The organism is Prolixibacter sp. SD074, assembly GCF_009617895.1.
In the GTDB taxonomy this organism is placed as follows: domain Bacteria; phylum Bacteroidota; class Bacteroidia; order Bacteroidales; family Prolixibacteraceae; genus Prolixibacter.
The window spans coordinates 2,779,493-2,793,576 of the sequence record NZ_BLAW01000001.1; the positions used below are offsets into that span (position 1 = coordinate 2,779,493).

Below are 14,084 nucleotides of genomic sequence, written 5' to 3' on the forward strand. Positions count from 1 at the left end.
AAATAACCTGAACATTAATGGCAACATTACAGAAAATTAGGAACCAGGCTGGTGTTCTGGTTGCAGTAATTATTGGGTTGGCCCTGTTGGCGTTCATTCTGGGCGATATGCTTCGTTCCGGAAGTTCGCTTTTGCGGGGAAAACAAATGGAAATTGCTGAGATTGCCGGAAAAAGTATTGATTACAAAGAGTTCCAGCAGAAACTTGACGAACTGACCGAGATTTATAAAATGAATTCGGGCACTAATTCCGTTGATCAGAAAATGCTGGAACAGCTCAGAGAGCAAACCTGGCAAAACATGGTTCGCAATTACGTCATGAGCGATATTTACAAGGATCTGGGAATTGGCGTGAGTTCCGATGAACTTTTCGATATGGTTCAGGGAAACAACATTAGTCCTATTATCCAACAGTTGTTCCGCGACCCACAAACGGGCCAGGTTAACCGGTCGGCTATCCTTCAGTTTCTGAAACACTTGGAAACAAACGGAACCAGTCAGCAGAAAGCATACTGGTTGTTCATGGAAAAACAAATCGTGTCTCAGCGTAAATACACCAAATACAACGATTTGGTCGCCAAAGGACTTTATATAACCACCGCTGAAGCCAAACAAGACGTAGCCCACAAAAACCATAAGGTGGACATTAACTATGTTGCCCAAACATATGCTTCAGTACCCGATAGCGCTGTACCTGTTTCGGATGCTGAAATGCAAAGATATTACAACAATCATCAGAAATTGTATCAACAGGATGCTACACGCCGGATCGAATATGTTGTTTTTCCGGTAGTACCATCAGCTTCAGATAAGCAAAGCGCTCACAAATGGATTGAGAACATCAAATCGGATTTTGCCAATGCCAACGATGATGTGGCATTTGTAAATGTTAACTCCGATGTACCATTCGATGATTCCTTCTACAAGAAAGATGAGCTGTCGCCCGAACTGGGTGATTTCGCTTTCAGCGAAAAAGTGGGTGATATCTATGGCCCTTACAAAGACGGCGATAGCTGGAAACTAGCAAAAATTGAGAAGTTCGAGAACCTTCCCGATTCCGTTAGAGCACGTCATATCCTGATTCGCGTTACCAGCCAGGCCGATGCACAAAAGGCACAATCATTGGCTGACAGCTTGAAGACTGTTATCGAAAAAGGCGGCAATTTCGCTACACTGGCAGAAAAATATTCACAGGATCCAGGGTCTGCCAACAATGGTGGAGACCTTGGCTGGTTCCGTCGTGGAACAATGGTGAAGGCATTTAACGATGCTGCTTTCTCCAGCAAAGTGAATGAAATAAGCGAAGTAAAAACGCAGTATGGCATCCACCTGCTTCAGGTAACAAAACGCGGAAAAACTGCTCCAAATGTACAGTTGGCTATCATCAGCCGTAAAGTTGAACCGAGCAGCCAGACTTACCAGAGTGTTTACTCGATAGCTTCGAAATTTGCAGGCGAGAATCAAACACAGGAAGCATTCAACAAAGCCGTTGCCTCGGAAGGGCTCGATAAGCGATATGCTACCATCAAAGAAGATCAGCAAAACATCAAGGGCCTTAAGGATGCTCGTATTCTGGTTCGTTCAGCCTTTAGCAATTCCGAAGTAGGGAAACTGATTGTAAGCTATGAAGGAACTCCGATTTTTGACCTGGGTGACAACTTCGTGATTGCCGTTCTTACCGGTATCCAGGAAAAAGGAATTGCTCCATTCTCCGCTGTGAAAGACCGCGTTGAATTGGCCGTAAGAAAAGAGCAAAAAGGTAATTACCTGGCTAAGGAAATGGAAGGAAAATCCAATTTGGTTGCATTGGCTGCCGCTCTGAATGTGGACGAAAAACAAGCCCGGAACCTTACTTTCAACTCATACTCTATTCCGGGGGCCGGTGTTGAGCCTGCCGTCATCGGTACTGCAACAACGCTTGGATTACACGACGTTTCGACACCGGTAAAAGGTAACAATGGCGTGTATATGGTTGAAGTAACCAATGTTAAAGAAGGCGCTGATACCGATGTGGCCGGAGACAAGGTTCAGATGATGATGAGCCTGAGTTATCGCGCCAACACACAGGCCTTCGAGACATTGAAGAAAGAGGCCGACATTGTTGACAATCGTTCGAAATTCTATTAATGAAACTTCCCGGTATTAGCGGAAAATATAGACACAAAAGAAAGCCCCTCAATAATAATTTGCGGGGTCTTCTTTTTTTTATGACCTCTGGCTATAAAACAGCTGCGAAACTACGATTGCCAGAGAAAAAGAAAGGTATAGCTAATAAAATAGAAAACGGGTGACAATAATCATCAGGAAAGCAGACTTTTCACCTTCGCCGCAATGTCCTTTCCATCAGCCCGTCCGGCCAATTTCGCATTGGCAGCTCCCATTACTTTTCCCATATCTTTCATCGATTCTGCGCCAACTTCAGCAATAACCGCTTTCACCGCATCCGTCAATTCCCCATCGTTCATTTTTGATGGAAGATACGTTTCAAATACTTTCACTTGCCCCATTTCCTGATCATACAAATCCTGTCGGCCCTGCTCCTTATAAATGTCTGCAGAATCCCTTCCCAGCTTCGCTAACCTGGCAATGGCTTTCAAAGCAACGTCGTCCGGAAGTTCTTTCGGACCGCCTTTAGCGGTTTTCGCTTCTATCAGCACTTTTTTAATATTCCGTAAAGCTTCCAGCTTCGCCTTATCGCGGGCAAGCATAGCCGACTTTATATCGGCATTGATTTGATCAAACAAACTCATGATTTTATGGTATTGGTACGTTAATTAATCGGCTTTGTCGTGTAAAAACGAGTTATTCCGCCGAAGTTTAGGCCCTTCATCTTTGTCATCAGAAAGCGAAAAACGGGATATTTCAGAAGCTTTCTTTTTCTTCCCGTTTTCTAAGCGCAACATGCGACGTACATAAGCCGGCTCATTGCTGATTTTCTCAACCTCTTCATCCGAAAGGGTTGAAAAATCGACCTGCATAACCTGTTTTCTCTGCTCTTCTGTAGGGTTGCCCCCTGAATGCTTCTCCTTCGGTACCGGTCCATACAATGGTTCAAATTCATCTTCCGGCTCACCTTCAAAAACGGGAGCGCCCGATTTTCTTACCCCCATATCATCGTCGGACATGCCCACCTGCCCGGAAATATTGTAGGGCATTTTTTCCTTTTCATCCCGCAAAGAAACCTTCTCGGCAGGCTCTTTCTTATCCGTTCGGAGCTCCGGAATCGAACTCGTTTTAAAACCGGTGGCAATAACCGTAACCGAAATGGAATCTTCGAGCGATGGGTCAATTGCTACTCCGTAAATCAAATCAGCGGAGTTACCAGCTTTTTCCTGCACATATTCGTTGATGAGATTCATTTCATCCATGGTCACTTCATGCTTTTCCCCGGAAGTAATATTCACCAGGATATTCCGGGCGCCACGAATATCATTATTGTTCAGTAACGGCGAGTTTAAGGCGCCCTCTACGGCTCTTAAAGCCCTTTCGTCGCCAGTTGCCCGGTAAGAACCCATCACCGCTACGCCAGACTCTTTCATCACCGTTTTCACATCTTCAAAGTCCACGTTGATGAACCCGTGATACGTGATAATCTCGGCAATTCCTTTCGCTGCAATAGCCAGCACATCATCGGCCTTCGAAAAGGCTTTGGAAATAGGAAAATCACCGTACATCTCACGGATACGTTCGTTATTGATGATCAGCAACGAATCCACATTGCCTTCCATCTCACGGATTCCTTTGATGGCTTGCTCAATACGCCTTCTTCCCTCATTCCGGAAAGGAATCGTCACAATTCCCACCGTTAATAGATTCAGTTTTCGGGCTGCTTCGGCAATAACAGGAGCAGCCCCGGTTCCGGTACCGCCTCCCATTCCGGCCGTAATGAAAACCATTTTCGTTCCATGAGAAAGAATTTCTTCTACCTCTTGTATATTTTCACGGGCTGCATCACGCCCAACATCCGGTTTATTCCCGGCTCCGCGCCCCTCTGTCAACGAAGCCCCTAATTGTACCTGAGTAGGCACCGGACTATTAATCAGCGCCTGCGCATCGGTATTGCAAACTGCAAAATCTACATCTTTTATCCCCTGACGGAACATGTGGTTGACCGCATTTCCACCGCCTCCTCCAACACCGATTACCTTAATGATGCAATTCTGCTTCTCCGGTAATTCAAAATTCATCAGTTCGGCCATATCTCGATCTTTAATTTAATTCTACCTAGTATTTGTTATTCATCCATCTCCATGTCGTTATCACTGAAGAAGGTATTGAACTGTTTGACAAACCAGTTGGTAATGGGCTCAGAAGTTACTTCTTCCTTGTCCTTTTTGCTTCGGTGTCTCTTCTCCTCACTCTTTTTATGCCGGCTTTTATTTTGGTAAGAAGTCGTCTCCTCATTCTGGTATTCATGTTCCACCTGAAGGTCATCTTCGTCAAGATAATTCTTCTTCCTGCCTGCCGGCTTATAAAACTCCCTCTCCCGTTCAACGCGCTTTTCCTCGTAAAATGGAAGTTTTAACTCACTCTTCACCGATTCGGTTTTTTCATCCTGTAACGAAACCCTGGTCTTTTCCGGTTCGGGATTAAATATCCTGTTGGGATTGGTCTTAAAACCGGTAGCAATCAGCGTCACACAAATTTTTGGCCCAAGCTTTTCGTCACGTCCGTTTCCCCATATAATATTAGCGTCATCACCAGCCGCATCCTGCAGGTAATCGATAATCTGACCAATTTCACCCATCCTGATTTCCTCTTCCCCTGACGTAATATTCAGCAGTATATTTTCCGTTCCATAAATGTCATTGCTATCCAAAAGCGGCGAAATCAATGCTTCCTTAACGGCACGCATGGCCCGATCTTCCCCATCGGCAATACCCGATCCCATAATAAATACGCCACTCAACTGCATTACGGTATTCACATCGGCAAAGTCAATATTAATATTACCATGGAGCGTAATAATTTCCGCACACCCTTTTACAGCAGTTGCCAAAATATTGTCGGCCTGAGCAAATGCTTTTGACGCCGGTAAATCACCATAAATCTTATGCAGATTTTCGTTACTGATAACCAATAAGCTATCAACGAACTTCTTTAGCTTGCCCACACCGACCATCGCCTGATCGAAACGCCGCTTACCTTCTTTTTCCGAAGGAAGCGTCACAACAGCAATGGTTAGAATATCCATTTCACGGGCCAATTGAGCAATCACAGGCGCAGCACCAGTGCCGGTTCCTCCACCCATTCCAGCCGTGATGAACACCATCCGGGTATTGTTGGCCAGCACCCTCCGGATGTCCGCCAGGTTTTCGATGGCAGCTTGTTCGCCTTGTTCCGGCTTATTGCCGGCGCCACGACCCTCGGTTAGTGAAACGCCCAACTGTACCTTAACAGGGACCGGGCTATTCTCCAGGGCCTGGGCATCGGTGTTACAAATGATGAAATCGACGCCGGTAATCCCATTCCGGTACATGTAGTTCAATGCGTTTCCACCGCCGCCTCCAACGCCAATGACCTTGATAATGGAATCCTGGTTATGCCTGAAACCAAAATTGAGCAAATCTTCTTCTGATGACATACCGTATAACTTTTGGTTGGTTTACATCGTAGTCTAATTCATTTCCATATCTTCATCCGAGATCAGGTTTCCGAGACCATCCCGGGCTTTCTCAAACAGATTGTTGAATACGCCTTTAAATCCGTTTCCATTCGGCCTATCCTTCTGACGGGGCTCTTGAGGCCTTTCCCCTTCTTCATTTTCACGGACCACCATAGTATCCGTATTGCGCATTCCTTCGCGCTTTTTCAGTCCTTTTACCAGCAATCCGAGAATATTGGCTGCTTCAGGGCCATTCACCTGTTCGGCAAACAACAACTCCTTCATCGGGATAACCGGACGGCCGAAACGAACGTCCAAGCCCGTTTTATAACTAATCAGCTTTTCCAGTTCAGCCATTTCGGCACCACCGCCGGTAATCACAATGCCAGCGCCCAGTTTATGCATCAACCCGGTCGATTCAATCTGAAAACTGATACCTTCCAGAATCTCTTCCATACGGGCCTGAATGATGTAAGACAGATTTTTGAAACTTACCTCTTTGGCTGGCCAGCCGTCCGATTCGGGAATCTGCACCACTTTATTATCAGGAGCCAATTCCGCCAATGCGCGACCAAACTGCACCTTTAATAACTCTGCATGTCTTGCAATGATGTTGCACCCTTCTTTAATATCACGGGTAACCACCGAACCACCAAAGGGAAGTTCAGCAGCCAATCGCAGCCGGTTTTCATAGTAGACTGAAATACCTGTAGTTCCGGCGCCAAAGTCGACCAATACCACCCCGGCTTCTTTCTCGTCTTCGGTGAGATATGCCTCTCCCTGCACAAAAGGATTGACAAACACACCTGCCAACTCAAAGCCGGCTTTTTCCGCACTTCGCCGAAGATTAACCCGGTACGAATCGGGCGCCAAAATCAGGTTAAACATGGCATCGATACGATTTCCAGCCATGCCTACAGGCTGTTGGATGCCCATCTCTCCATCGACGATGAATTCCTGTGGGACCACATGAAAAATCTTCTCTCCGGGTTGCAAAGAGTACCGGCCAACTTCTTCGTACAACGAAGCAACCAACTCACGGGTCACCTCGCCATCCATATCAATCATCCGGTAGCCGCTGGCCGAACGGGTACGGATTTTCTGTCCCGACAAACCGGCATAAATGCTGCGAACTTTCAATTTCAATCCACGGCATGCTACTTCCACTGCTTCCCGTATTGATTTTCCGGCTTCTTCAATATTCACGACAACACCATTCCTGACGCCGCGCGTATCCGTACTTCCATAGCCAACGACCTCCAGTTTCCGATCAATGGTATAGCGACCAATGATGGCAGTCGTTTTCACAGTACCTATATCTACTGCAGCGGTCATTTCTTTCATTGAACTCATAGGAAGTTATTTTTTTGTGCAAACTATCTGATTTCTGTATTTAAGGTTAATGCATTTGTATTTCGACCATCCCCCATGTCGAAAACCTTCGGTGTATAGCGCTTTCAGATTCCGGAACTTAATTTGGTAACCATCTGCTTTCCCAAATTCAATTCGCTGGTCACCAATCCGGGGAATCATGGTCAGATCACCATCATCATCTACATAAATCTGGTCGATCTGTGCCTTTAGAAAATCATCCGAACCGATGTAAGACACCAGGGGAACCAACGTTTCCCTGGCAAACTTCCGGGAAACCGAACCGCCTACCAGAATAACCCGCGCCGTATACTTCGGTGTCCAATTCATTACGTTTCCTTCGTTGTCCATATAATAATCCAGCCCACTGGTAAAAACTCTAAAAATGGGCTTCCGCTGTTCAATACGTACGACCAGCGAACCGCCTTTATCTCGTCCGGTACGGCTTGCCAGTGTCGTATAAACCTGCGCGTGGCCAATGGCTTGTAACTTCTCCAAACCTGCTTCGATGGCCCTGGTGTTGATGGAGTCGAGCCGTTTACCAAATACGCCGTTGTATTTCTTTTCAATCCATCTCTCCACATCATCATTATCGATGAATCGGTATTGTGCTGAGTCACTCACATTGACCACCAGCCCGACACATCGCGTCTGCCTGTATTGCCGAGCTGAAAATCCCAGCGAAAACAGGATGAGCGCAATGGCAGCGCCCCAAAGGATGATATGCAGAAACGTCTTAAACATCTTCTTTTCTTCTCAGTATTTCCACAATCGGTTCTACCCATTGATCAATATCGCCGGCCCCCAGCGTCAGCAATACGCCTGTTTTAAGGTTTTCAACAACATGGGGTAAATCCTCTTTGTGGCAAAGCTGTTTATCTTTTATCGTTACTTTCTCCAATATCAATCGGGAATCGACACCCGGAATTGGTTCTTCCCGTGCCGGATAAATATCCAACAAAATCAATTCGTCCAGCAGACTTAAACTCGCAGCAAACTCTTCCGCCAAATCCCGCGTCCGGGAATAAAGATGCGGCTGAAAAATTCCGGTCACCTTCCTATTGGCAAACATATCCTGAGCTGAATGAATAGTCGCCTCCAATTCTTTCGGGTGGTGTGCATAATCATCAATGTAAACCGTCTCTTTTCCGCGAAACCGGATATCGAAACGACGGACAACCCCCTGATAGCCGGCCAGGGCTTTTCGAATCTCATCGCCGGTAACACCGGAAAGCAAAGCCAATCCGCATGCCGCAACCGCGTTCTCCACATTCATCAGTCCCGGGTAAGCCAGCCGCAAATCGGGAAATTCACCGAAAGGTGTTGTCAAATCAAAATGGTAAGCTCCCTCTTCCACCCGGATATTTGTACCATAAAAATCCGCTTTCCCTTTAATGGAATAAGTATAAAAACGCACTTCTTCATTCCAGCTGGCTTCAACAGGCAGTCCTTTTTTGTACAATACTTCACCTCCTTTGTTCACCTGCCCGACGAAACTTTTGAATGCATCGAGCAAATGCGAAAAATCGCCGTAAATGTCGAGGTGATCCGGATCAATTGAAGTAATCACTGCCCTTTGCGGGAACAACCGTAAAAATGAACGATCAAATTCATCTGCTTCAACTACCACCACATTGGTTTCCTTTACAGGAAGAATCAGGTTGGTATGGTAATTCCTCGAAATTCCTCCCATAAACGACGTACAACCAACCGACGATTGATGCAACAGATGAGCAGTCATCGTCGTCACCGAAGTTTTGCCATGCGTTCCGCTTACTGCTACGCACTGGCTTTCGGCAGCGATAATACCCAGTATCTGCGAACGCTTGTACATCGCAGTCCCGGTCTTCCGGAAGAATTGCAACTCGATGTTCGATTCCGGGATGGCTGGTGTATAGATGGCCAGCGTGTTATCTAAATCGTTAAACGGCGGTACATATTTCAAGTCGGCCTCGTAGTGTACGTAAATTCCCTCCTCTTCCAACTCACGGGTCAGCTCTGTTTCGGTGCGGTCGTAGCCTTCAACACGCATCCCGTGAAAACGGAAATAACGGGCGATGGCGCTCATCCCGATACCGCCAATACCCAGCAGATAAACCCTATGTGCCTTTCCCAGGTTCATGATTTCTTCTTTTCGAGCAATTCAGCAATAACCCCTACTATATCGCGGGTTGCATTGGGCAAAGCCATTTTGGTGCTATTTACCGCAAGTTTTTCCAGTTCAGGCTTGTCAGCAATTAACTTCAATGCCTCCGGAACCAGCGTCTCCTTTGCTTCGCTGTCATTTACCAATACAGCCGCGTCTTTTTCTACCAACGCCATGGCGTTTCTTGTCTGATGATCCTCTGCCACGTTAGGCGACGGGACCAAAATAGAGGGCTTGCCCACCAAACAAAGTTCAGAAATCGTTCCCGCGCCAGCCCGTGAGATGACCAAATCAGCCACTGCATAAGCAAGGTCCATTCGCGGAATAAATTCCATCAGGTGAATATGGCCGGGAATTTTCCCTTCCATTTTTTCGCTGATGGATTTATAATAGAATTTTCCGGTCTGCCAGATGACCTGGATACCGGAATCTTTCAATGCATCAAACCGGGCCAGCAAACTATCGTTGATGGAACGGGCCCCCAGGCTTCCACCGACAATCAGCAGGACTGGTTTGCTTTCGTCAACCCGAAAAAATTCAGCCGCTTCCCTCACATTCTTTTGTCCTTCCACCAGGTTGCTTCGAATCGGGTTTCCCGTGAAAACAATCTTTTCGGCAGGAAAGAACCGCTCCATTTTATCGTAAGCTACGCAAATCTTATCGACCTTGCGCGCCAGAATTTTATTCGTTACACCCGCAAAAGAGTTCTGCTCCTGGATAACCGTCGGCAGCCCCTTATTGGTTGCCACCCGCAGCACCGGGCCACTAGCATAACCTCCCACGCCAATCACGCAATCGGGGCGAAAAGAAGTGACAATTTTACGGGCCTTCATCATCGAACGGAGCAGCTTGAATGGGAACGACAGGTTACGCCAGATTTCCCCCCGGTGAAAACCTGCCACTGGCAAACCTTCGATAGCATACCCCACTGCCGGAACCTTCTCCATTTCCATCTTGTGTTCTGCCCCTACAAACAAAATCTGACAATCAGGATAACGTTCTTTCAGTCCGTCCGCAATGGAAATAGCCGGAAAAATATGTCCCCCGGTTCCGCCTCCGCTAATAATGAATTTGTATGTTTTCATTTCCTTCCGTTTCTTAAAACTTCTTTCCGATAAGAAATACTTACGCCGTCTCTTCTCTCAGCTGCACATCTTCATCGGGCAATTCTTCCGTCGACCGGAATTTGTGTTCAATTTCTTCTCTGCGTTCCTTATTATTTTGAGAGCTTACGCTCAACAATAGTCCAAAAGCAATCGCCGTAAACAGTTGGGATGTTCCTCCCCAGCTTATCCATGGCAACGGTTGTCCGGTTACGGGCAAAATCCCCACCGATACACCCATATTGATCATAGCCTGCATAAACAGCAACACCGTTATTCCGGTAGCCAAAAAAGCCGGGAATGTCCGGTTACTCTTCTTCAGCAAGATTCCTCCCCGGGTTAGCAACATGATGTAGAATAACAAGATGATGCCTCCGCCAACCATCCCATATTCCTCGATAATAATGGAATAAACAAAGTCGTTGTACGCTGCACTCATGAAGTTACTTACGGTACTATTCCCGGTACCTACCCCGCCAAATCCTCCCCGGTGAATGGCAATCGTCGCAAAGTCGGCCTGTGTCAATCCTTTCTCGGAACGTTTATCGCCATGTATATAGCGTTCGATTCGGGCGCGCACCGTTTTGATACGACCGGGACGACCGCCATCGGGAAGATGCGGCGCTATGAAATACAGTATTGCTACCAACGCTACTCCGGCCATGGCTAGTAACATCATGTACTTTAACGGCACCCGTCCGACAAACATCATGATGACCACCGTGGTAAAAAGCAAACCGGCAGTCGAAAAATCTGCGATAGCAATTGGGGCACAAATAGCGGCTGCCCCAAGCAATGTTTTGCCAAACGCTTTTTTCAAGCTGTCCTTACTCGTTTGGTTATTCGCCAATATGCGGGCAACCCAAATAACCAACGCCACTTTTGCTAATTCGGCCGGCTGAAAAGAAATAAACCCAAGCGGCAGTGTACGTCCCGTTCCACCACTGGCCCGCCCAAAAACCAAACCCATAATGATGAAAAAGAACGCTGTCAGCATACCTAAATTCGCAGTCCGGTTATAAAATTTAACGGGAATAACATTTACCATAATCAAGATGATTCCAAATCCCAACAAATGCATCATGGTTTGGCGAATCAGGTAGTGAGCGGTATTACCGCCTGCCACACGAAAAGCCAGTGCTCCGGTTGAGCTGTAGATGACCAGCATAGAAGCAATGGAAAGTGCCACCAGCACCAACCAGATGATGTTATCGCCTTTGAAATATTTCCGGTAAACGCCAAATCCCATCTTACAATCCGGTTAAAGGTTTCGTACGGCCTGCTTAAACATCTGGCCGCGTTCTTCATAATTCTGAAACAAGTCGAAGCTGGCACAAGCCGGAGACAGCAATACACTATCGCCCTCACCGGCAAGGAAATATGCATTCCGAACCGCTTCTTCCATATTATCGGTGTCGATGATATCTTTCACAATGCCGTCGAATGCCTCAATAATTTTCCGGTTATCTTTCCCGAGGCAAACAATGGCTTTCACCTTGGCTTTGACCAAATCGTACAACATCGAATAGTCGTTGCCTTTATCTACACCACCAACAATCCATACCACCTGTGTGCTCATGCTTTCCAGCGCATACCAGGTAGAATTGATATTGGTGGCCTTCGAATCGTTGATGAATTCGATACCGTGCACCCTGATGAAGCGTTCGAGCCGGTGTTCCACTCCCTGAAAGTCGGTGAGGCACTGGCGAATCTTCTCTTTTCGTAACCGGAAAACGACTCCCGACAAACCTGCCGCCATGGAGTTGTACGTGTTGTGTTTTCCTTGTAAAGCCAAATCGAATATGGACATTGCGAATGAATTATGATTAATGCTAACTTTTAGTTCGTTATTTTCAATCCAGGCCCCAAAGGCCAGTTTGTTTTTTATGGAAAACGGGATCATCTGTGCATCGATCTCCCGTTTTTCAATCTCGGAAGCGATGATCTCGTCATCGGCACAATAGATGAAATAATCTTCCGCCCGCTGATTCTGCAAAATGCGGAACTTCGAATCGACATAGTTCTGCATTTCATAATCATAACGATCCAGGTGATCGGGGGTGATGTTCAGTAAAATCGCCACATCGGCCCTGAATTCAGACATTCCGTCAAGCTGGAAGCTGGAAAGTTCAATCACAAAAAGATCGAAATTCTCTTCCGCCACTTGCCAGGCAAAACTCTTTCCCATGTTACCGGCAACGCCCACATTCAGTCCAGCCCGTTTCATCATGTCGTAAATGAGCAGGGTAGTGGTGGTTTTTCCGTTGCTTCCGGTAATGCAAATGGTTTTTGCATCCGTGTACCTTCCGGCAAATTCGATTTCTGAAATAACCGGGACTCCCTTCTCCATCAGTTCTTGCACCAATGGGACCTTTTCGGGAATACCCGGACTTTTCATCACCAAATCAGCCGCCAGGATTTCAGCCTCGGTATGCTGCTTTTCCTCCCACCGGATTCCATTCTCGTAAAGAACGCTTTTGTATTTATTTTTAATCGTCCCGCTATCCGAAACGAATACGTCAAAACCCTTTTTCTGGCCGAGAATAGCAGAACCGATTCCACTCTCGCCTGCGCCCAATATGACCAGTTTTTCCCAGGTCATGATTAACGCATTTTCAATGTTGCAACCGTTAATACGGCCAGTAAAATCCCGATAATCCAAAACCGCGTAACGATTTTGGCTTCAGGAATACCTTTTTTCTGGTAATGATGATGAAGCGGCGACATCAGGAATACCCGGCGCCCTTCACCGTATTTTCGTTTCGTATACTTGAAATAGGCCACCTGGATCATCACTGACAGGTTTTCGACCAAAAAGACACCACATAAAAGCGGAATAAGAATTTCCTTCCGGACGATGATGGCAAATACAGCCAAAATGCCTCCCATGGCCAAACTTCCGGTATCGCCCATGAAAACCTGGGCGGGAAAAGAGTTGTACCAAAGAAATCCGACAGCTGCACCGATAAAAGCTGCCATGAAGACCGTCAGTTCACCTACCTGCGGGATATACATAATATTCAGATAATCGGCGTATATCAGGTTACCACTGAGGTAGGCGAACACACCCAGCGTTGTCCCGCTGATGGCGGAAGTTCCCGTCGCCAGGCCATCCAATCCATCAGTCAGGTTAGCCCCGTTCGACACCGCCGTAATAATGAAAATGATAACGATGGCGTAAACAAGCCAGCCCCACTCGGAAGCTTTCTTGCCCATGAACCAAACCAGCCATTTATAATTGAATTCATGATTTTTCACAAACGGAATGGTGGTTTTAGTCGATTTCACATCGCGGGTTACCTGGCGAACTTCCTGCTCCCCGGTCATGATGTTCACCAATATTTCCGTCTTTACTTGTCCATCAGGATTCGTTACCCTTTCACGAATCACGACATCTTTGCTGAAATAAAGCGTGGCTGCGACAATTAATCCCAGAGAAACCTGTCCCAGAATTTTGAACTTACCCGCCAGTCCCTTTTTATTTTTCAGGAAAACCTTGATGTAATCATCAACAAATCCGATGAATCCCAGCCACACCGTAGTGATGATCATCAGAAGAATATAAACGTTGTCGAGTTTTGCGAACAAGAGCGTTGGAACCAGTAACGAGGCCAGAATAATAATTCCGCCCATTGTCGGTGTTCCCCGCTTCTGCAATTGTCCTTCCAAACCCAAATCACGAATCTCCTCGCCAATTTGCTGGCGTTGCAAAATGCGAATGATTTTCTTTCCCACGAAAGTGGAAAACAGCAATGCTGTGATGATTGCCAGTGCCGACCGGAACGAAAGGTATTCGAACATCCCCGCACCGGGAACATTCAGCGATTCAAGATATTTAAACAGGTAATAGAGCATATCAA

General features: G+C 46.6%; 11 protein-coding genes. 1 reads left to right on the forward strand and 10 read right to left on the reverse strand.

All coding sequences use genetic code 11. The annotated features are described in order from the left end of the window. The first annotated feature begins 17 nt into the window (after positions 1-17). Positions 18-2,126 carry a SurA N-terminal domain-containing protein gene (locus tag GJU82_RS11945; RefSeq protein ID WP_153632339.1) on the forward strand — a complete coding sequence of 703 codons (2,109 nt, stop codon included), beginning with the start codon at positions 18-20 and terminating at the stop codon, positions 2,124-2,126. A gap of 173 nt (positions 2,127-2,299) precedes the next feature. On the opposite strand, the gene GJU82_RS11950 is transcribed toward GJU82_RS11945, so the two are convergent. Genes GJU82_RS11950 through mraY form a run of 10 tightly spaced genes read right to left on the reverse strand, consistent with a single transcriptional unit; the run spans position 2,300 to position 14,079 of the window. Further along, positions 2,300-2,749 carry a GatB/YqeY domain-containing protein gene (locus GJU82_RS11950; protein ID WP_153632340.1) on the reverse strand — a complete coding sequence of 150 codons (450 nt, stop codon included), beginning with the start codon at positions 2,747-2,749 and terminating at the stop codon, positions 2,300-2,302. Between the two features lie 24 nt (positions 2,750-2,773). Next, positions 2,774-4,198, reverse strand: coding sequence for a cell division protein FtsZ (gene ftsZ / locus GJU82_RS11955; RefSeq protein ID WP_228488689.1), 1,425 nt, complete (start codon positions 4,196-4,198; stop codon positions 2,774-2,776). 35 nt (positions 4,199-4,233) lie between these two features. Continuing rightward, positions 4,234-5,583, reverse strand: a complete 1,350-nt coding sequence (gene ftsZ / locus GJU82_RS11960) for a cell division protein FtsZ (protein ID WP_153632341.1) — start codon at positions 5,581-5,583, stop codon at positions 4,234-4,236. A 33-nt stretch (positions 5,584-5,616) separates the two neighbouring features. Next, positions 5,617-6,957, reverse strand: coding sequence for a cell division protein FtsA (ftsA, locus tag GJU82_RS11965; protein ID WP_153632342.1), 1,341 nt, complete (start codon positions 6,955-6,957; stop codon positions 5,617-5,619). Positions 6,958-6,963: 6 nt separating this feature from the next. Further along, positions 6,964-7,719 carry a cell division protein FtsQ/DivIB gene (locus GJU82_RS11970; protein WP_153632343.1) on the reverse strand — a complete coding sequence of 252 codons (756 nt, stop codon included), beginning with the start codon at positions 7,717-7,719 and terminating at the stop codon, positions 6,964-6,966. After that, positions 7,712-9,097, reverse strand: coding sequence for a UDP-N-acetylmuramate--L-alanine ligase (gene murC, locus GJU82_RS11975; RefSeq protein ID WP_153632344.1), 1,386 nt, complete (start codon positions 9,095-9,097; stop codon positions 7,712-7,714). The genes GJU82_RS11970 and murC overlap by 8 nt, the downstream gene beginning before the upstream one ends. Next, the gene (gene murG, locus GJU82_RS11980) at positions 9,094-10,206 is read right to left on the reverse strand and encodes an undecaprenyldiphospho-muramoylpentapeptide beta-N-acetylglucosaminyltransferase (RefSeq protein WP_153632345.1); all 1,113 of its coding nucleotides are present in this window, start codon (positions 10,204-10,206) and stop codon (positions 9,094-9,096) included. The genes murC and murG overlap by 4 nt, the downstream gene beginning before the upstream one ends. A 40-nt stretch (positions 10,207-10,246) precedes the next feature. Next, entirely contained in the window at positions 10,247-11,473 is a 1,227-nt protein-coding gene (locus GJU82_RS11985; protein ID WP_153632346.1) for an FtsW/RodA/SpoVE family cell cycle protein, read from the reverse strand. 12 nt (positions 11,474-11,485) lie between these two features. Continuing rightward, the gene (gene murD / locus GJU82_RS11990) at positions 11,486-12,826 is read right to left on the reverse strand and encodes a UDP-N-acetylmuramoyl-L-alanine--D-glutamate ligase (RefSeq protein WP_153632347.1); all 1,341 of its coding nucleotides are present in this window, start codon (positions 12,824-12,826) and stop codon (positions 11,486-11,488) included. Positions 12,827-12,828: 2 nt separating this feature from the next. After that, positions 12,829-14,079, reverse strand: a complete 1,251-nt coding sequence (gene mraY / locus GJU82_RS11995) for a phospho-N-acetylmuramoyl-pentapeptide-transferase (protein ID WP_153632348.1) — start codon at positions 14,077-14,079, stop codon at positions 12,829-12,831. Between the last annotated feature and the right edge of the window lie 5 nt (positions 14,080-14,084).

Excerpts from the sequence above, each read along its gene's own strand:
- ftsA (WP_153632342.1), bottom strand. The coding sequence starts at position 6,957 with ATGAGTTCAATGAAAGAAATGACCGCTGCAGTAGATATAGGTACTGTG.
- GJU82_RS11985 (WP_153632346.1), bottom strand. The coding sequence starts at position 11,473 with ATGGGATTTGGCGTTTACCGGAAATATTTCAAAGGCGATAACATCATC.
- GJU82_RS11970 (WP_153632343.1), bottom strand. The coding sequence starts at position 7,719 with ATGTTTAAGACGTTTCTGCATATCATCCTTTGGGGCGCTGCCATTGCG.
- GJU82_RS11950 (WP_153632340.1), bottom strand. The coding sequence starts at position 2,749 with ATGAGTTTGTTTGATCAAATCAATGCCGATATAAAGTCGGCTATGCTT.
- ftsZ (WP_228488689.1), bottom strand. The coding sequence starts at position 4,198 with ATGGCCGAACTGATGAATTTTGAATTACCGGAGAAGCAGAATTGCATC.
- ftsZ (WP_153632341.1), bottom strand. The coding sequence starts at position 5,583 with ATGTCATCAGAAGAAGATTTGCTCAATTTTGGTTTCAGGCATAACCAG.
- murG (WP_153632345.1), bottom strand. The coding sequence starts at position 10,206 with ATGAAAACATACAAATTCATTATTAGCGGAGGCGGAACCGGGGGACAT.
- murC (WP_153632344.1), bottom strand. The coding sequence starts at position 9,097 with ATGAACCTGGGAAAGGCACATAGGGTTTATCTGCTGGGTATTGGCGGT.
- mraY (WP_153632348.1), bottom strand. The coding sequence starts at position 14,079 with ATGCTCTATTACCTGTTTAAATATCTTGAATCGCTGAATGTTCCCGGT.
- murD (WP_153632347.1), bottom strand. The coding sequence starts at position 12,826 with ATGACCTGGGAAAAACTGGTCATATTGGGCGCAGGCGAGAGTGGAATC.
- GJU82_RS11945 (WP_153632339.1), top strand. The coding sequence starts at position 18 with ATGGCAACATTACAGAAAATTAGGAACCAGGCTGGTGTTCTGGTTGCA.